The organism is Shinella sp. M27, from assembly GCF_049199905.1.
Taxonomy (GTDB): Bacteria; Pseudomonadota; Alphaproteobacteria; order Rhizobiales; family Rhizobiaceae; genus Shinella.
In genome coordinates this window covers 71,544-88,849 of the sequence record NZ_JBLZPK010000060.1, presented here as the reverse complement: position 1 = coordinate 88,849, position 17,306 = coordinate 71,544, and the positions used below count along the sequence as shown (strand labels likewise).

Genomic DNA, 17,306 nt, shown 5'->3' with positions numbered 1-17,306 from the left:
CTCCTAGAGGGCTAGATGCCGGGCGGCCTGCGCAAATCCAGCGTCAGCGGAAAATCCGCCGGCGGATTTTCCGGCTGCAACAGATAGCCGCCCGTCCTGTGCCCCCAGGGCTCGAACCGCGCCAGCCGGCGCGCCTCGGCCTCGTTTCCGTTTACCGGGAAGGTGTCATAGTTGCGTCCGCCCGGATGGGCAACGTGGTAAATGCAGCCCCCGATCGCTCGCTTCGACCATGTATCATATATGTCGAAAGTAAGCGGTGTGTTGACGGGCAGTCCCGGATGCAGGCCCGATGCGGGCTGCCACGCCTTGTAGCGCACGCCTGCGACCGAGACGCCACGGGTGCCCGTGCTTTTCAGCGGAACCGGGCGACCGTTGCAGGCCACGGTGTAGCGTTCGGGATTGGCGGTCTCCAACTTCACCTGAAGCCGTTCGACCGACGAATCGACATAACGTACGGTGCCACCGATCGCACCCTCTTCCCCCATGACATGCCAGGGTTCGAGCGCCTGGCGCACTTCGAGATTGGCGCCCTCGTATTCGACCTCGCCGCAGAAGGGGAAACGGAATTCGAGCTGGGCGGCAAACCATTCGGGCCTGAGATCGAAGCCGTTTGCCCGGAGGTCGGCCAGCACGTCGAGGAAATCCTGCCAGACATAGTGCGGCAGCATGAAACGATCATGCAGGGTCGTGCCCCAGCGCACGAAGCCGCCCTGTGCCGGGTTGAGCCAGAACCGGGCGATCAGCGCGCGGATCAGAAGCTGCTGGGCAAGGCTCATGCGGGCGTTCGGCGGCATTTCGAAGCCGCGAAACTCGACGAGGCCGAGACGGCCGGTCGGGCCGTCAGGCGAGAACAGCTTGTCGATGCAGATTTCCGAGCGGTGCGTGTTGCCGGTGACGTCGGTCAGGAGATTGCGGAACAGCCGGTCGACCAGCCACGGGAGCGGTGGCGCGCCCTCATTGGGCGCCGGCACCTGCGACAGGGCGATCTCCAGCTCGTAGAGACTATCGTGCCGCGCCTCGTCGAAGCGCGGGGCCTGGCTCGTCGGGCCGATGAACATGCCGGAAAACAGGTAGGAAAGCGACGGGTGGCGCTGCCAGTGCAGCACGAGGCTCTTCAGAAGATCCGGCCGGCGCAGGAACGGGCTGTTGTTCGGATTGTCGCCGCCGACGACCACATGGTTGCCGCCGCCGGTGCCGGTATGACGGCCGTCGATCATGAATTTGTCGGCGCCGAGCCGGGTGAGGCGGGCCTCCTCGTAGGTCGCGGTGGTGATCGCCACGCAATCCTGCCAGTTGGCGGCGGGATGGATGTTGACCTCGATGACGCCGGGATCGGGTGCGACCCGCATCACATTGATGCGCTCGTCCTGCGGCGGGGCATATCCTTCGATATGGACCGGCAGGCCGAGATCGGCGGCTGCCTTCTCCGCAGCGGCGATCAGGTCGAGATAGTCCTCGATGCGCTCGACCGGCGGCATGAAGACGCACAGGCGGCCGTCGCGCGGTTCGACGCTGAGCGCGGTCCGCACAGCGCCGCGGATGTCGCCGGTCGATCCGGCGATATTCTGTTCGTTGCGGTCCTGCTGGGGTTCTGCTGCCCGGAGCGATGCCTGCGCCAAGGTCCTTGCCGGAGCGCTGTAGTCGGGCAGCGGCTCGCGCGGGATCGAGGGATCGGCGTGATGGATATAGGGATATTGCGACGGCGGCACATAAGGCAGCGTGCCGAGCGGCATGCGGAAGCCGATCGGGGAATCGCCGGGAATGAGGAATATCTTGCCGCGGCGGGTGCGCCATCTCTCGCTCACCCAGCGCCGCCCGCCGGCCTTGGCGTTCCAAGCCTGCACCGGCAGGATGTAGCCGGTGGCGGTCGTCAGGCCCCGCTCGAAGACCTTTGCGATACGCGCCCGCTCTTCCGGACTTTCGAGTTTGGAATTCGAGGGATCGACGTTTTCCGGCAGGCTGCCTTCCTTGATGATCCACTCCGCCGGGTCTTCGTATGCGGGGATGATCATGTCCGGCTCGATATCGAGTTCGGCGGCGATGCCGGCCAAGAGGGCTTCGGCCTGCTTTTCGGTGACCTCGGTGTCGGCGGCCTCCGTGGCGATCAGCTCGGGATTGTGCCAAATCGGCTTGCCGTCCTTGCGCCAGTAGAGCGAGAAGGTCCAGCGCGGCAGGCTTTCGCCGGGATACCACTTGCCCTGGCCATAGTGCAGGAAACCGCCGGGGGCGAAGCGCTGGCGCAGGCGCCGGATCAGTTGGTCGGCCTTCTCGCGCTTGGTCGGGCCGACGGCCTCGGTGTTCCATTCTCCCGATTCGAAATCGTCGATGGAGACGAAGGTCGGCTCGCCGCCCATGGTGAGGCGCACATCATTGGCCGCAAGCACGCCTTCAACCTCGCGGCCGAGCGCATTCAGCGCCTCCCAGCTTTCGTCGGAGAAGGGTTTCGTGATGCGCGGATGTTCGGCGACGCGGTCCACCGTCATCGCAAAGTCGAATTCGGTGTTCGCCTCGCCGAAATAGCCGCCGCTGATCGGCGCGGCATTGCGGTAATGCGGCGTGGCGGCAAGCGGGATGTGGCTTTCGCCCGTCAGCAGGCCGGAGGTCGGGTCGAGCCCGATCCAGCCGGCGCCGGGCAGATAGACCTCGCACCAGGCGTGCAGGTCGGTGAAATCGACCTCGGTGCCGGAGGGGCCGTCGAGCGCCTTCAGATCCGGGGCGAGCTGGATGAGATAGCCCGAGACGAAGCGGGCGGCAAAACCCAGATTGCGCAGGATCTGCACGAGCAGCCAGCTTGAATCGCGGCAGGAGCCGAGCGCGGTCGTCAGCGTCTGCTCGGGCGTCTGCACGCCCGGTTCCATGCGGATGACGTAGCCGACCGTCTGCTGGAGCCGCGCATTGAGGCCGACGACCATGTCGACCGTGCGCTGTTTCGGCGTGCGGTCGATCGTCTTCATGAAGGCGTCGAGGGCCGGGTCCATCGGCTCGGGCGTGCGATAGATCTTGAGGTCTTCGCGCAGGTCTTCCGGGTAGTCGAAGGGCCAGTGTTCGGCCTCTTCCTCGACGAAAAAGTCAAAGGGATTGTAGACGGTCATGTCCGCAACGAGATCGACCTCGATCTTCAGCTCGGTGACCGGGTCGGGAAAGACGTAGCGGGCGAGATAGTTGCCGTAGGGATCCTGCTGGAGGTTCACGAAGTGGTTTTCGGGCGAAACCTTCAGCGAGTGGCTGATGACCTTTGTCTTGGAATGCGCCGCCGGCTTGAGCCGGATGATCTGGGGTCCGAGGCGGACCGGTTTGTCGTAGATATAATGGGTGAGGTGGTAGATACCGGCCTTGATGGACATGCGCGCTCTTGTTCCCCTCGGGCGGTCTTAAGCCGCCATCGAGGGGAGTTTGTGCAATGCGAAGAGAGATTGCAAGCGGGAATGCCTGCGGGGTGCCGGGGACCTTGGCACCCCGCCTGCTCGCCGACCGGCCATTCGTCAGCGGTGCATCGCGACCAGCGAGAAATGGGCGCCCTGCGGATCGGCGCAATTGAGGATCCAGGCGCCGCCGGGCACCTCCATCGGTCCCATCAGGATCTGGCCGCCGCCATCCATGACGCGCTTTCCGGCCGCATCCAGCCCTTCGACGACGAAATAGTAGCCCCAGACCGGCGGGGCGGGCGAACCGGGCGGGTTCGTCATCATGCCGCCGATGGCATTGCCGCCACGCACCGCAAAGGTCTGGTAGGTGCCCATACCGGCCTCCGACATGTCGACGGCCATGTCCTTCGTCCAGCCGAAGGTCTTCGAATAGAAGGCCCAGGCCTCTTCGAGGTCGCCGGCCATCAATTCATGCCAACCCACGCGCTGCGGCTCCATCATGCCGGGATCGGCGGGGCCTTCGTCCTCGGTGGAAAAGAGTGAGAAGATCGCCCCGTGCTGATCGGCGGCGACGGCAAAGCGGCCGACACCGGGAATGTCCTGCGGCTGGCGATGCACGGTGCCGCCATTCGCCGTGATATCCTTCAGCGTGTTCTCGATGTCGTCGCTGAAAATATAGCCCATCCACATCGACGGCATGTTGCCGGCCCCGGCGGGCGGCGACATCAGGCCGGCGACCTGGTTTTCACCGGCATAGGCGAGGGTGTAGTTCATGCCCTCCATGCCGGAATCGCGCATCGACCAGCCGACGACCGAGGCATAGAAACGTTCGGCGGCGGGCACATCCGGCGTCATCAACTCGTACCAGCAGAATTTGCCATAGTCCTTGTGCATGCGGGTTCTCCCGTTTGTGTCTTCGTTCAGTCGCAGCAGGAATGCGCCTTGGGCGCATCGGCATACTCGTCCTTGCGCTTGATGAAGCTCAGCGTGCCGGTCTCGTTACGGCCCTTCGGTGCCCGGTCGAGGATCATCAGGGTGCCCAAGGCTTCCTCCCCGCCGCGGGCATAGTCGGAATAGGTGTGGTAGACCGTGCCGTCCTCGTCCCTGGCGAAGGCACTGAGGCCGGGCAGTTCGTCATGCGCATCGGCGGTCGGCGTTTCGCGGTAATTGTACATCACCTTGCCGCTCGCCAGCTCCTCCTTGGTGAAGGAGACATGGTAGTCGAAGTTGAAATCGCTGCCGAAGGACGACACCCAGGGGAAGGTCCAGCCCATGCGCTTCTTGTAGGCGGTCAGCTTTTCCAGCGGCGCGCGCGAGACGGCGATCATCGTGACGTCGTGGTTGTTGAGATGCGGCAGCATGCCGTCAATGTGATCGGCCATGAAGGAGCAGCCGGGGCAGCCGGCCTCCCATTCTGGACCATACATGAAGTGATAGACGATGAGCTGGCTGCGGCCGTCGAACAGCTCGGCGAGCGTCTTGCGGCCATCGGCTGTCTCGAAAATGTAGGTCTTGTCGACCTTGACCCAGGGCAGGGTGAGGCGCTCGGCGCGCACCTTGTCGCGCAGCTTCGTTTCCTCCTTCTCCATGGCCAACAGCGCCTTGCGGGCGTCCAGCCATTCCTCCCGGGATACGACCTCGTGGTTCGGTCTCATGCTCGGAACTCCTCTTTCTCGGGCTTTCGACGAATGCGTTGGTATCAACATTTTCGGTCCGTGTCAAAGTGCGAGCCGGCCTCACCCATCCGGCACGGACTGTTTCTCGACGGCCTGCAATGCGGCGAGGACGGTTTGTGTTGCCTCCGCGATGTCTTTTTTGCCGAGTATCTCGCCCAACGCATTGGCCCAGACGGCTTGCCGCGCCTGGATCGTTTCGAGCGCTGTCTTGCCGGTCTCCGTCAGCGCCATCAGCTTGGCGCGCTGGTGGGCGGGGTTGTCGGCGTAGGCGATAAGGCCGTCCCGTTCGAGCAGGTCGGCGACGCGCTGCACGCCCTGCCGCGTCATGCCGAGCGCCCGCCCGGCATCGGCGACCGACATCGGCGCGTGATCGGCGGCGGCCAGCACCTGCCAACGGGCACTCGTCTGGCCGGCGGGTTTGGCAAGTGCGTCGCCGGCATTCTGCAAATGGCCGGCGAGGCGCAGGACGGAAATGGCGAAAGTGGCGAAGGCGTCGCCGGCGGGGGTACGATCCGGATTCATATTGACAGCATGTTGTCGTTTTGCGATGGTGACTTTGACAACATATTGTCATTTAACGCCTGACGGCGCAAGCGAGGAGAAAGCGATGCTGAAGACCTACAAGGGAAGCTGCCACTGCGGGAAGATAAGGTACGAGGCCGATATCGATCTTTCCGCCGGCACGGGTCGCTGCAATTGCTCTATCTGCTCGAAGAAGCGCTATTGGGGCGCCCAGATCAAGCCGGATGCCTTTCGCCTGCAATGTGACGAGGCGGATCTTGGCGACTACCAGTTCGGCACGATGAGCGGCCATCACCGCTTCTGCAAGAACTGCGGCGTCTCGGCCTTCGGCCACGGCTATATCGAGGCGATCGGCGGGGATTATGTTTCGATCAACGTCGCCTGCCTCGACAACATCGAGCAGAGCGAACTGGCGGAGTTGCCGATCCAGTATTTCGACGGGCGAAACAATGCCTGGTGGAACACGCCCGAGGTGACGAAGCACCTCTGAAAAGCAGACCGGGCGCGGAAGTAGTTTCCGCGCCCGGCAAAAGCTTATTCCGGCAGGATGCGCACAGCGCCCTTGTCGGCGCTGGCGGCGAAGGCGGCATAGGCCTTCAGCGCCGTCGTGACATTGCGCTTGCGGGGGGCTGCCGGCTTCCAGCCAAGCTTGTCCTGCTCGGCGCGACGGGCGGCGAGTTCGGCTTCCGGAACCGCGAGGTTGATCGTGCGGTTGGGGATGTCGATCTCGATGATGTCGCCATCGCGCACGAGGCCGATCGTGCCGCCCTGCGCCGCTTCCGGCGAGGCATGGCCGATCGACAGGCCCGAGGTGCCGCCGGAGAAGCGGCCGTCGGTGACGAGCGCGCAGGCCTTTCCGAGGCCTTTCGACTTCAGGTAGCTCGTCGGATAGAGCATTTCCTGCATGCCCGGGCCGCCCTTCGGGCCCTCGTAGCGGATGACGACGACGTCGCCGGCCTTCACTTCGTTGCCGAGAATGCCCTTCACGGCTGCATCCTGGCTTTCGAAGACGACGGCGGGGCCGGTGAACTTCAAGATCGATTCATCGACGCCGGCGGTCTTCACGATGCAGCCGTCGAGCGCGATGTTGCCCGAGAGGACGGCAAGGCCGCCGTCCTTCGAGAACGGGTGTTCGACGGAGCGGATGACGCCCTTTTCGCCGTCCGTATCCAGTTCGTCCCAGCGGGCTTCCTGGCTGAAGGCGACCTGGGTCGGGATGCCGCCCGGTGCTGCGCGGAAGAAGGTGCGCACCGTTTCGCTGGTCGTGCGGGTGATGTCCCAGCGGTCGATGGCGTGACCGAGTGTTTCGGCATGCACCGTCGGCGTGTCGCGGTGGATGAGGCCGCCGCGGTCGAGTTCACCGAGAATGCGCATGATGCCGCCGGCGCGGTGCACGTCTTCCATGTGCACGTCCTGCTTGGCGGGCGCGACCTTGGAGAGGCAGGGGACGCGACGCGACAGCTGGTCGATGTCATCAAGGTCGAAATCGATACCGCCTTCGTACGCCGCCGCGAGGATGTGCAGCACGGTGTTAGTCGAGCCGCCCATGGCCACGTCGAGCGACATGGCGTTTTCGAACGCCTTCTTGTTGGCGACGTTGCGCGGCAGGATGCTCTCGTCTTCCTGCTCGTAGTAGCGGCGGGCGAGATCGACGATCAGGTGGCCGGCTTCGACGAAGAGGCGCTTGCGGTCGGCATGGGTGGCGAGCGTCGAGCCGTTGCCCGGCAGCGACAGGCCGAGGGCTTCGGTCAGACAGTTCATCGAGTTGGCGGTGAACATGCCCGAGCACGAGCCGCAGGTCGGGCAGGCGGAGCGCTCGATGACCTGGACGTCTTCATCCGAAATCTTATCGTCGGCAGCGGCGACCATGGCGTCCACGAGGTCGAGCGCGTGGGTCTTGCCGTGCAGCACGACCTTGCCGGCTTCCATCGGGCCGCCGGAAACGAAGACGGCGGGGATGTTGAGGCGCATGGCGGCATTCAGCATGCCGGGCGTGATCTTGTCGCAGTTCGAGATGCAGACCATGGCATCGGCGCAATGCGCATTGACCATGTACTCGACCGAGTCGGCGATGATTTCGCGCGACGGCAGCGAATAGAGCATGCCGTCATGGCCCATGGCGATGCCGTCGTCGACGGCGATCGTGTTGAATTCCTTGGCGACGCCGCCGGCCTTTTCGATTTCGCGGGCGACGAGCTGGCCGAGGTCCTTCAGATGCACGTGGCCGGGCACGAACTGGGTAAAGGAATTCACCACCGCGATAATCGGCTTGCCGAAATCCGAATCCTTCATGCCGGTCGCGCGCCAGAGGCCGCGGGCACCGGCCATGTTGCGGCCGTGGGTGGTGGTTCGGGAGCGATATGCGGGCATGGTCAATTCCTCGAGGTGGATGTGGCTGGCATATGGGCGTCTTCAAGCCGGATTGCGAGCCTTACGAGGGTTTCCCTAGCGCAAAACGCCCCGCACGTCACGAAAGGAATGATGATTTTTTGACGGTGCGACGCAATTTCCTTGCTGGCGGTCGCTGGTGTCACGACCGTTGTCGGCATGGTGCATTCATGCCATGGTCCGCGCCATGAACGGCACGGGGCAGGATTTGGCGGAAGCGGGCGCTGAGGGGGGCGAGGCGGGGCTCGACAAGAGCCCGCTCTATCTACGCATTCGCGACGTGCTGGCGCAGGCGATTTCCGCGGGCCGACTGCCCAAGGGCGCACTGCTGCTGGAAGGCCCGGTCGCAGCCCTCTTCGCCTCCACCCGCACGCCGGTGCGTCAGGCGCTTGTTCTCCTCGAAGAGGGCGGCATGGTCCGGCGCTTCGATGGGCGGGGTTTTCTCGTCGGGCAGGGGCGCAGCGGGCCGAAGCGCGTGGCGCTGACGCCTGATATGCTCGGGCTGAGCGAAGAAGCGCCGGGTCTGCGCAAGGCGCTGGGCTGGGAAGCGATCTATGAAAGTCTTGAGCGGGAGATGGTGCATCTCTCCGTCTTCGGCCGCCATCGCATCAACGAAGTGGAGCTGGCGCGTGCGCGGGGCGTCGGAAGACAGGTGGCGCGCGATGCGTTGACGCGGCTCGAAGCGCTCGGCATCGTCGAGAAGGACGAGCGCATGCGCTGGACGCTGGTGCCGCTCGACGAGAGCCGCATGCGCGACCTGCACGATATCCGCGTCGCACTGGAGCCGGTGGCGCTGATGCAGGCTGCGCCCTTCATTCCGCCGGCCGAGCGGCGCATGATGAGCGACCGGCTGGAAGAGGCGCTCGCCGCCTATCCCGACCTTTCGGTCCAGGCGATGGACGATCTCGAAACCGATCTGCACATCACCTGCCTCGGCTACTGCCCGAACCGGGAGCTGCTGATCGCGCTGCGCCGTGCGCGGTTCATGCTGAATGTCAGCAAGCACATCATCGGCGTCTCGCACCGCATGCCCGCGGCCGAGCCGTTCATCGCCGAGCATCTCGCCGTGTTCCGCGCGCTCGACGTCGAGGATATCGCGCGCGCGGCCGAGACTTTGCGCCATCACATCGTCGTCTCGCTGCCCAAGGTGATCAGCCGCGTCGCGGAACTGCGTGCAGCGCACCGTCCCGACGTTCCCGCCTATGCCACCCCGGTCGCGCGCTGAGGAGTTTCCCATGAAGGTCAAACGCATCGTCGCCAATATCGAGACTGCCGATCCGGGCGCGGTCGCGCGGTTCTATGCGGATGTGCTCGGGCTGGACCTGCTGATGGACCACGGCTGGATCGCCACCTATGGCAATGACGGCACCATGCCGCTGCAGGTGAGCTTTGCCTCGGAAGGCGGTTCCGGCACGCCGGTGCCAGGCCTCTCGGTCGAGGTCGACGATGTCGAGGCGGCCTATCGGGCCGTGCTTGCCGGCAACTACGCCGTGGAATACGGGCCGACGGACGAACCCTGGGGTGTCCGGCGCTTTTTCGTGCGCGATCCTGCCGGCACACTGGTCAACATCGTCATGCACACACGCTGATCAGGTAATCGCGCCGACCTGCCAGGGCACAAATTCGTTGTCGCCGTAGTCGAAACCTTCGCTCGCCGTCTTGCGGCCGGAGGCGGTCTCGATGACGAAGTCGAAGATGCGGCGGCCGGCCTGTTCGATCGTCTCGGTGCCGTCGACGATGGTGCCGCAATTGATATCCATGTCCTCCTTGATGTGCTCGTACATCGGCGTGTTGGTGGCGATCTTGATGCAGGGTGCCGGCTTGTAGCCGGAGACCGAGCCGCGGCCGGTGGTAAAGGCGACGAGGTTGCAGCCGCCGGCGATCTGGCCGGTCACGGCGGCGGGGTCGTAGCCGGGCGTGTCCATGAAGACGAAGCCGGGCTCCGTCACCGCCTCGGCATATTCATAGACCGCGTTGAGCGGCATGGAGCCACCCTTGGCCACGGCGCCGAGCGACTTTTCCAGAATGGTCGTGAGGCCGCCCGCCTTGTTGCCGAAGGAGGGGTTGTTGTTGAGCTCGGCGTCGTTCTTTGCCGTGTAGTCCCGCCACCAGTCGATGCGGGCGAGCAGCTTTTCGGCGACCTCCGGCCGGGCGGCGCGGCGGGTGAGGAGATGTTCCGCGCCATAGATTTCCGGTGTTTCGGACAGCACGGTGGTGGCGCCCTCCTGCACGAGAAGGTCGGATGCAATGCCGAGCGCCGGATTGGCGGAAATGCCGGAATAGCCATCGGAGCCGCCGCATTCCAGCGCCAGCTTGATGCCGGAGAGCGGCTGCGGCGTGCGGCGGATGCGGCCGACATCCGGCAGCATGTCATCGATCATGGCGCAGGCGGCCTCGATCGTCTTGCGCGTGCCGCCCTGTTCCTGGATCATCATCTTGCGGAAGGTTTTTCCCTCTTCCAGTCCGGCTTCCTCGATCAGCGGGCCGTATTGAAAGGTCTCGCAGCCCAGCCCGATCATCAGGATGCCGCCGAAATTGGGATTGCGGGCGTAGCCCTTGAAGGTGCGCGTCAGGATGCGCCCGCCCTCGGATTTGAGGTTGAGCGCGCAGCCGCCGCCATAGGTCAGCGCCACCACACCGTCGATATTCTCATGACCGGTCTCGCGGAACCTGCGGGCATAGTGCTCCGCCACATAGCGCGAGACGGTGGCGGAACAGTTCACCGTCGAGAGGATGCCGATATAGTTGCGCGTGCCGATGCGGCCATTGCCGCGGTCGTAACCATCGAAGGTGTGCCGTTCGGCCTGCGGCACCATGACCGGCGGTGCATTGTCGACGCAGAATTCGTGTTTGAGCGCAACGTCGAGAATGGCGAGGTTTTGCAGATGCACATGCTCGCCGGGGCGGATCGCCTTCGTCGCATAGCCGATGATCTGGCCGTATTTCAACACCGGCGCATTTTCGGCAATCGCCGCAATCGCGACCTTGTGGCCGCGCGGGATGCGTTCAATGGCAGTCACGCCGTTCACCAGCGCCCGGCCGGCATCGACATTGGCCGGCACCACGCCGACATTGTCTTTCGGGTTGAGCACGAGCACGGCGGGAAGGTCGGCGAGCATGGCGGGTCCTCCTGAGGGATCGGCGCATTATGCACTTTGCCGGCAGAAGTCAAACATAGGAATTTTCATTGTGGGGAACAAAGCGTCATGGTTTCCGCCATCAATTTGTCATATCATTATTCAGTAATTGTACGATGATTTGAACTGCGGATCGGGAGGTTGCGTGCCGGAGAAAGCAAGGAGACAGGCCCAGCGGCCTTTGTCGCGCCGTCCGCGCGTGCGTCACAATGTGACGGCGGCCATCGGCACGGACATCTGCGGCGGGCGTTTTCCGCCGGGAACGGTTCTGCCGCGCGAAAGCGACCTTTGCGAGACCTATGGCGTCAGCCGCACCGTCATCCGCGAATCCCTGAAGGTTCTGGAGACCAAGGGGCTGGTTCGCGGCCGCCCCCGTGTCGGGACGCTCGTCTGCGACCGGTCTGACTGGAACGTGCTCGACGCGCAGATCCTCGAATGGATGGGGCCGGATGTGCTCTCGGCCGAACTCCTCAGTTCCATTCTGGAAGCACGCCGCACGGTCGAGCCGGCCGCCGCCTTCCTCGCCGCCTCGCGCGCCACCGCGCAGGAAATCGCCGATCTCGAACGGGCCTGCGACGAGATGGGGGAGGCGGAGGGTGATCTCGAGACCTTCACCGCGGCGGACGCCCGTTTCCACGAGACCCTGCTCAGGGCGAGCCACAACAAGGTCTTTCACCAGCTCTCCTCCATCATCCACGCTGCCCTTTCCTATGCGCTGCACGCCTCCAACCGGGCATCGGCAAAGCGTGACGAGGCGCTGGATGTGCACCGCGATCTCGTGGATGCGCTGCGGCTTCGCGATGGTGCCCGGGCAGAGACCTGTTCGCGCCACATTCTCGATCTCGCCGCGCGCGACCTGTCGGCGCTGATGGGCAAGGCGGCGGAAATCTGACGAATCTCTCGGGAGACGAGACCCGCGATGCAAGCAAACGGATGAAGATCATCAAGCTTACCACCTATATCGTGCCGCCGCGCTGGCTGTTCGTGAAGGTGGAGACGGACGAGGGCATCGTTGGCGGGATGAGCCGGTCGTAGAACGCCGCGCACTGACCGTCGCAGCCGCTGTGCACAAACCGGGATAATGCCCCGGCTCCCGCTTGCCTTGTCAACCGCTCGGCAGGCCCTGAGCATGCTCCATCGTCTCGTCGAGCGTGACCCAGCCGTGTTTGGATTGCTCGAAGACCGAGAGGCTGGGCGGGGCAAAGGCCGGGTCGGCGAAGGCGCCGACCGCCACGCCGATCCAGAACGGCGCGGCTTCGGCCTTCCAGAAAACGGTCGAGCCGCAGGTCGGGCAGAAATGCATGTGGACCATGCGTCCGCTTTCGGCGGTGCGGACGAATTCCGTGCTCGGTCCTGAAACCTCGACGCAATCGATTGCATAGAAGGCATTGGCGCTGAACGGCGCACCAGTCGTCGTTGGCACGCCAGGCAATGGCAGAGTGCCGTCAAGCGCGGCGGTTCGCGGGTTGCCAGTCGGAGTGCGCCACAGGCGCATTGGGCATCGGCCATGAAAAGTCCTCCCGTTGACACGGTTCATAGTCGTTGGATTGGGGGGCTGAAGGTGCAGGCCTGCGGCGCAGGGTGCGAAGGGCTGAGGCCTGAACGATTTCAGGCGTGCCGAGTTCCAGATAGGGCGGGAGAGGCCGAAGTTCAGGCGTGGGTTGGTGTTCCAGAGGTGCCCCAACTTTTCATCTGCCAGTGCGGTGGACGGAATCACTTGCGGCCCCTATCTCTTAGGGGCACTATCCAAGGAGAGATTCATGCGTCCCACTTCCGGTTTCATCATTGCCACACTCGCCGTCCTCGCGCTTGCCGGCTGCAGCACAACGGCGGCCGACAACACGACCTATGCCCGCCCGGCCGTGTCGAGCGGTGCGGTTTCCATCCCGCTGAACTGATAGCGCGGCTCCGGAAGACCTGAACGCTCCTAGGCTTTGCGGAGCGGCAGGCTGATGGCGGCCCGGTAGCGGCTGCCATTCACCGGGCCTGACGAAAGCTGCCACCTTTTGCCAAAACGGGCTTGCAGCCGATCGGTGATATTCCTAAGGCCGATGCCCATGCCCATGCCTGCCGGTTTGCGGCCTGCCTGTTCCGGTGGCAGATCGTTTTCGACGCTCAGCACCAGACGGTCTGTCTCCTGCCGCGCGTCCAGCACGATGGTGACGCGTCTGCTTGACGGGCCAACGCCGTGTTTGACCGCGTTTTCAATCAATGGCTGAAGAATGAGGTTCGGCACCAGCGCGGTTTCAAGCTCTACCGGAAGGCGTATCTCGAAAGCCATGCGTTCGCCGAAGCGTTCGCGTTCGATTTCGAGATAGTCGCGCTGTAGGGCTACCTCCTGCACGAGCGGTACGTCATGTAGCGGGTTGAGCGACAGGGTCGTTTGCAGAAAGCGCGACAGGGACAGCACCATGCGGTCCGCCCGTCCTGCCGATCCCTCCTCGATGAGGCCGGCGATGGAATTCAGTGTGTTGAAGAGAAAATGCGGATTGAGTTCGTAGCGCAGCGCCCGCATTTCCGCATCCAGCTTGCGGCGTTGCGCATTGAGCAATGAGAGCGCGGCCACGTAGAAGCCGAAAACGATGACGTTCCAGATCATGCTGAAACGAAACTGCAAGAGGGCTTTTTCCCACGTATTGGCGATCGCAAAGCCGGGAACGCTCAGGCCGCCCGGCAGGATGTGGGGACCGGCCAGCATGATGATGGCGATATCGAGCACGGCCTGGCTCATGCCGGCAAGAACGACGGCGAGGATGCCGAAACCGATGGCCAACCCTTTGGGTTGGTTTTGAAGGTGCTGAAGTATCCTTGCCAGAACGATGGCGAGCAGAATGCTGCTCAACCAACCGGGGGCGATGAGCGGCAGGCCGCCCGGCAGCATCAGGATGTCGTTGATCGACAGCGCCGTCCACAGGGTAACGGCCAAAACAAGCGCCTCGCGCCCATTCAATATGCCTGCCATGAAAACTCCCGAAGCCACTGTTTTACGAACGGCCAAACGCCGTGTTTTGCTATGCCTTGGAAGTGAGGAGAGGAAAATGGCCGGGCAACCATTGTGCACGAAAAACCCGGCCTGCGGATCGCAAGCCGGGTTTCGATTGAGCGAGTGTCGCGGTTAGTGCGAGTCGGCCATGCGGGCCGCTTCGACTGCGGAGGACTGGTTGAACCCGACGCCGTTGAAGAAGGCATTGAGGATAACCGCGACGATCGAGGCGAGCACGATGCCCGATTCGATGATCGGATGGATCGCATGCGGCATCCACATCAGATAGTTCGGCGCCAGCAGCGGAATGAGACCGAAGCCCACGGAGACCGCAACCACGAAGAGGTTGTTGCGCGAGGACTTGAAGTCGACATTGGCGAGGATGCGCACACCCGTTGCGGCGACCATGCCGAACATCACCAGGCCCGCACCGCCGAGCACGAATGTCGGAACGGCCTCGACGAGGGCGCCCATCTTCGGAATGAGGCCCAGGATGATCATGATCACGCCGGCCGCCACGCAGACATAGCGGCTCTTCACGCCGGTGACGCCGACGAGGCCGACATTCTGCGAGAAGCTCGTGTAGGGGAAGGTGTTGAACAGGCCGCCGATCATCGTGCCGATGCCATCGACGCGTAGACCCGAGGTCAGCTGCTGCTGGCCGATCGGCCTGTCGGTGATTTCGCCGAGCGCCAGGAACATGCCGGTCGATTCGATCATCACGACGATCATGACGAGCGCCATGGTGGCGATCAGCACGGGCTCGAAGATCGGCATGCCGAAGCGCAGCGGCGTGACGACGGCAAACCAGCCGGCATCGCCGACGCGGTCGAAATGCATCAGGCCAAAAATTGTGGCCGCGACGCAGCCGATAACGACGCCGGCAAGCACCGCGATATTGCTGATCAGGCCCTTGCCGAAACGGGCGATGAGCAGGATCGAGATCAGGACGAGGGCCGAAAGCGCAATATGGCTCGGCTCGGCATAAACAGGGTTGGAAATGCTCGGCGCGATGGCAAGACCATCGGGAATGGCTGGGCCGCCTGTCTTGGCGAGTTCCTTCATCTGCGTCAGCCAGGCGGCATGGGCCGGGTCGATCAGCTTCGGTGCCGTCGGGCCGAAGGGATTGCCGAAGGTCCAGTTGATGCCGACGCGCATCAGCGACACGCCGATGACGAGGATGATCGTGCCCGTCACGACAGGCGGGAAGAACCGCAGCAGGCGTCCCATGAGGGGCGCAAGCAGCAAGGCGATGAAGCCGGCCCCTATGATGGCGCCGAAAATCATGCGGGCGCCATCCGGGCCGGGATTGAGCGTCGCCATGGAAACCATGGGGCCGACGGACGCGAAGGTGACGCCCATCATGACCGGCAGGCGAATGCCGACATGGCGGCCGACGCCGAGCGACTGGATGATGGTGACGAGACCGCAGACGAAAAGGTCGGCGGAAATCAGGAATGCCACGTCCTGCGGACTGAGCTGCAGGGCCCGGCCGACGATCAGCGGTACGGCGACCGCGCCGCCATACATGACGAGGACATGCTGGATGCCCAGCGTTGCGAGCCTGCCGACGGGCAGTTTCTCGTCCACCGGGTGTATACTGGATGCGTCGTTCATGGATACTCCTCCTATCACGTCGACCCTACCTGTCCCGTCCTCCAACGGGGTGTCCTATCCTTTTCGCGCTGCGGTCGTGCGCTGCAAGCATAGCCAGGCGATAAACACTTTACGTATTCCCGGGGTAATCGTGCGACGGGGAGTTTTCGCAGTCGGCCGGCGCCGACCGGAATTTCAATGCCTTTTCATGGAATTGGCATTTGATTTTTGAGGCGGCAAGCGGCTTGTCCCTGCCGGCATTTGAGCGCAAAACACTTGATGCCGTCAACTGTTTCCCACACGGCATATGTGTATTTCCGCCCGGCGTTCGGCTGCGCTGCAACGGAGCTGAGGAAGCGCCGGAAGCCAGGATAAGAACCGAAGAATGTGCGGGAAACCGAGGCGCTTGCTCTGGCGCAGAAGGCAATAGAGGCTGGTGCCGTCGGACGTCACGAGGACGCCGTCCTGCACTGGAGGGCAGCGTCAGCCGTTGCCGATGTGCATCTGCCCGGCGCCGATATCGACCACAGCACGTCGAGCCGACCGTTCACGCCGTCGACGTTGTAAGTCGCGATCTTTATCGGACCGCAAATCATATCAGAACGGTGTGAAGGAAAAGCCTGTTCGCGGGCGCACTCCAACCGGATCATGTGCCGGCTCCGGATCTGCCTGATAAGCAGCCGCCTGACGATCGGCAACGCGTTGGATCGCCTCGAAAACCGCCTCAGGCGGCCAGCCAGCGATGATCACACGATCGGCAAGCTCCTGCACGGCCGCATCGACTGCGTGCTCACATTCTACTACGACATCTGGATCAGTCGTCGGTCGTTGGGGCGGTGAAATTCGGACGTTCATTGGTGGCCTCCTGTCGATCGGCTCTGACCCCTGCAATAAAGCAGAGGACTAGTGCTGTCGGACCAACTCTCAGAACGCGCGGTTCGTTCCGGCCTTCGCAAGAGTAGCATTCGAAAGACTGGGTGGATACTCTAGCGAACCACCTCGACATTGGCCTCTCGGGCAGCTGCGAGGAATGCCAGGCGAGCCCTGGACGGAGAGCATTTTCCTTCGATCGCCTTCGCGCAAAATGCGAGCGCCCGCTGAAAAGCGCGTCCATACGTCACCGGCCATTTCTCGGCCAGCACAAACATGGCGTTGCGCGGATCCCTGATCTCTATTGCGCGGGGCGTTCCCGGTAGGAGAATTGCGAGGGCATGGTCCCAAATCACAGAAAGCATTTCAAAATTCCCATCTAACTGGGGCGAGAAATGCCGATCAGGTGAAGGTGGTTCCGTGACAGATCAACGAAATTTGTGAGGCAAGTGTGCGAGGGCGTCGCGGCGGGATTAATCACCCGTCTTCGGCGGCGCGTCCTCTCCGGAGACGGGTGTGATGTCAGGGGCTTCTTGGGGACGACATGGGTCCCGGCCTCGAATCTCGAAATATAAATACCATAAAATCCAAGGGGTTTTTTGATACGGCCACCGGAACATCGCGTCACCATTTCCGTTTCCAATAATATTCAAAAGTATGGGAGGTCGAGATGTTTCAAGCGTCTCTCGGTGGCGGCTTCGGCGCGCAGGAATACGGGCTGCGCGCCTCCATCAAAGCCGCGGTAGCTTACGATGAGCTTTGCTCACAG

16 protein-coding genes and 2 pseudogenes are annotated in these 17,306 nt (G+C 63.3%); 7 read left to right on the top strand and 11 right to left on the bottom strand.

Translation table 11 applies throughout. From position 1 onward, the window contains the following. Nucleotides 1-11: 11 nt before the first annotated feature. The 4 genes from ACOZK4_RS22470 to ACOZK4_RS22455 form a co-directional block, all read right to left on the bottom strand. Nucleotides 12-3,344 carry a DUF2126 domain-containing protein gene (locus tag ACOZK4_RS22470; protein WP_421593898.1) on the bottom strand — a complete coding sequence of 1,111 codons (3,333 nt, stop codon included), beginning with the start codon at nucleotides 3,342-3,344 and terminating at the stop codon, nucleotides 12-14. 138 nt (nucleotides 3,345-3,482) lie between these two features. Continuing rightward, on the bottom strand, nucleotides 3,483-4,259 hold the full coding sequence (locus ACOZK4_RS22465) for a VOC family protein (RefSeq protein WP_421593896.1): 777 nt from the start codon (nucleotides 4,257-4,259) through the stop codon (nucleotides 3,483-3,485). Nucleotides 4,260-4,285: 26 nt separating this feature from the next. Beyond that, the gene (locus ACOZK4_RS22460; protein WP_421593895.1) at nucleotides 4,286-5,020 is read right to left on the bottom strand and encodes a DUF899 domain-containing protein; all 735 of its coding nucleotides are present in this window, start codon (nucleotides 5,018-5,020) and stop codon (nucleotides 4,286-4,288) included. 81 nt (nucleotides 5,021-5,101) lie between these two features. Beyond that, a complete protein-coding gene (locus tag ACOZK4_RS22455) occupies nucleotides 5,102-5,563 on the bottom strand; it encodes a MarR family winged helix-turn-helix transcriptional regulator (RefSeq protein ID WP_421593893.1) in 462 nt (153 codons plus the stop codon). A gap of 85 nt (nucleotides 5,564-5,648) precedes the next feature. On the opposite strand from ACOZK4_RS22455, the gene ACOZK4_RS22450 reads away from it, so the two are divergent. Further along, nucleotides 5,649-6,053, top strand: a complete 405-nt coding sequence (locus tag ACOZK4_RS22450) for a GFA family protein (protein ID WP_421593891.1) — start codon at nucleotides 5,649-5,651, stop codon at nucleotides 6,051-6,053. A 44-nt stretch (nucleotides 6,054-6,097) separates the two neighbouring features. On the opposite strand, the gene ilvD is transcribed toward ACOZK4_RS22450, so the two are convergent. Beyond that, nucleotides 6,098-7,933, bottom strand: a complete 1,836-nt coding sequence (gene ilvD, locus ACOZK4_RS22445) for a dihydroxy-acid dehydratase (RefSeq protein ID WP_313521850.1) — start codon at nucleotides 7,931-7,933, stop codon at nucleotides 6,098-6,100. Nucleotides 7,934-8,090: 157 nt separating this feature from the next. Between ilvD and ACOZK4_RS22440 the strand changes: the two genes are divergently transcribed. Continuing rightward, complete coding sequence (locus ACOZK4_RS22440) at nucleotides 8,091-9,176, top strand: GntR family transcriptional regulator (RefSeq protein WP_421593889.1); 1,086 nt, start codon at nucleotides 8,091-8,093, stop codon at nucleotides 9,174-9,176. A gap of 10 nt (nucleotides 9,177-9,186) precedes the next feature. Continuing rightward, complete coding sequence (locus ACOZK4_RS22435) at nucleotides 9,187-9,540, top strand: VOC family protein (protein ID WP_421593886.1); 354 nt, start codon at nucleotides 9,187-9,189, stop codon at nucleotides 9,538-9,540. Here ACOZK4_RS22435 and ACOZK4_RS22430 read toward each other — a convergent pair whose 3' ends face one another. After that, a complete protein-coding gene (locus tag ACOZK4_RS22430; RefSeq protein WP_421593885.1) occupies nucleotides 9,541-11,070 on the bottom strand; it encodes a UxaA family hydrolase in 1,530 nt (509 codons plus the stop codon). 163 nt (nucleotides 11,071-11,233) lie between these two features. Between ACOZK4_RS22430 and ACOZK4_RS22425 the strand changes: the two genes are divergently transcribed. Both ACOZK4_RS22425 and ACOZK4_RS22420 read left to right on the top strand, forming a co-directional pair. Further along, the gene (locus tag ACOZK4_RS22425) at nucleotides 11,234-11,980 is read left to right on the top strand and encodes a FadR/GntR family transcriptional regulator (RefSeq protein WP_421593883.1); all 747 of its coding nucleotides are present in this window, start codon (nucleotides 11,234-11,236) and stop codon (nucleotides 11,978-11,980) included. A gap of 41 nt (nucleotides 11,981-12,021) precedes the next feature. Further along, nucleotides 12,022-12,161 (top strand): annotated as a pseudogene (locus ACOZK4_RS22420) (D-galactonate dehydratase); the annotation flags it as partial. 32 nt (nucleotides 12,162-12,193) lie between these two features. On the opposite strand, the pseudogene ACOZK4_RS22415 reads toward ACOZK4_RS22420, so the two are convergent. After that, nucleotides 12,194-12,597: pseudogene (locus tag ACOZK4_RS22415) on the bottom strand (GFA family protein). Nucleotides 12,598-12,848: 251 nt separating this feature from the next. Between ACOZK4_RS22415 and ACOZK4_RS22410 the strand changes: the two are divergent. Beyond that, nucleotides 12,849-12,986, top strand: a complete 138-nt coding sequence (locus ACOZK4_RS22410) for a hypothetical protein (protein ID WP_421593881.1) — start codon at nucleotides 12,849-12,851, stop codon at nucleotides 12,984-12,986. 29 nt (nucleotides 12,987-13,015) lie between these two features. On the opposite strand, the gene ACOZK4_RS22405 is transcribed toward ACOZK4_RS22410, so the two are convergent. Together ACOZK4_RS22405 and ACOZK4_RS22400 are read right to left on the bottom strand one after the other, a co-directional pair. Next, a complete protein-coding gene (locus tag ACOZK4_RS22405; protein WP_421593880.1) occupies nucleotides 13,016-14,149 on the bottom strand; it encodes a sensor histidine kinase in 1,134 nt (377 codons plus the stop codon). 54 nt (nucleotides 14,150-14,203) lie between these two features. Then, nucleotides 14,204-15,688: a nucleobase:cation symporter-2 family protein gene (locus ACOZK4_RS22400; RefSeq protein WP_313521864.1), complete on the bottom strand. Its 1,485-nt coding sequence runs from the start codon at nucleotides 15,686-15,688 to the stop codon at nucleotides 14,204-14,206. 366 nt (nucleotides 15,689-16,054) lie between these two features. Here ACOZK4_RS22400 and ACOZK4_RS22395 point away from each other — a divergent pair, with 366 nt between their 5' ends. Continuing rightward, on the top strand, nucleotides 16,055-16,234 hold the full coding sequence (locus ACOZK4_RS22395; protein WP_313521866.1) for a hypothetical protein: 180 nt from the start codon (nucleotides 16,055-16,057) through the stop codon (nucleotides 16,232-16,234). A gap of 30 nt (nucleotides 16,235-16,264) precedes the next feature. On the opposite strand, the gene ACOZK4_RS22390 is transcribed toward ACOZK4_RS22395, so the two are convergent. Continuing rightward, nucleotides 16,265-16,522, bottom strand: a complete 258-nt coding sequence (locus ACOZK4_RS22390; protein ID WP_313521868.1) for a hypothetical protein — start codon at nucleotides 16,520-16,522, stop codon at nucleotides 16,265-16,267. Between the two features lie 131 nt (nucleotides 16,523-16,653). Further along, nucleotides 16,654-16,902: a DUF982 domain-containing protein gene (locus ACOZK4_RS22385; protein WP_421593878.1), complete on the bottom strand. Its 249-nt coding sequence runs from the start codon at nucleotides 16,900-16,902 to the stop codon at nucleotides 16,654-16,656. Nucleotides 16,903-17,306: the final 404 nt, after the last annotated feature.

Coding starts and splice junctions, on each gene's coding strand:
- ACOZK4_RS22450 (WP_421593891.1), top strand. CDS start 5,649: ATGCTGAAGACCTACAAGGGAAGCTGCCACTGCGGGAAGATAAGGTAC.
- ACOZK4_RS22390 (WP_313521868.1), bottom strand. CDS start 16,522: ATGAACGTCCGAATTTCACCGCCCCAACGACCGACGACTGATCCAGAT.
- ACOZK4_RS22410 (WP_421593881.1), top strand. CDS start 12,849: ATGCGTCCCACTTCCGGTTTCATCATTGCCACACTCGCCGTCCTCGCG.
- ACOZK4_RS22435 (WP_421593886.1), top strand. CDS start 9,187: ATGAAGGTCAAACGCATCGTCGCCAATATCGAGACTGCCGATCCGGGC.
- ACOZK4_RS22470 (WP_421593898.1), bottom strand. CDS start 3,344: ATGTCCATCAAGGCCGGTATCTACCACCTCACCCATTATATCTACGAC.
- ACOZK4_RS22430 (WP_421593885.1), bottom strand. CDS start 11,070: ATGCTCGCCGACCTTCCCGCCGTGCTCGTGCTCAACCCGAAAGACAAT.
- ilvD (WP_313521850.1), bottom strand. CDS start 7,933: ATGCCCGCATATCGCTCCCGAACCACCACCCACGGCCGCAACATGGCC.
- ACOZK4_RS22400 (WP_313521864.1), bottom strand. CDS start 15,688: ATGAACGACGCATCCAGTATACACCCGGTGGACGAGAAACTGCCCGTC.
- ACOZK4_RS22455 (WP_421593893.1), bottom strand. CDS start 5,563: ATGAATCCGGATCGTACCCCCGCCGGCGACGCCTTCGCCACTTTCGCC.
- ACOZK4_RS22465 (WP_421593896.1), bottom strand. CDS start 4,259: ATGCACAAGGACTATGGCAAATTCTGCTGGTACGAGTTGATGACGCCG.
- ACOZK4_RS22385 (WP_421593878.1), bottom strand. CDS start 16,902: ATGCTTTCTGTGATTTGGGACCATGCCCTCGCAATTCTCCTACCGGGA.
- ACOZK4_RS22460 (WP_421593895.1), bottom strand. CDS start 5,020: ATGAGACCGAACCACGAGGTCGTATCCCGGGAGGAATGGCTGGACGCC.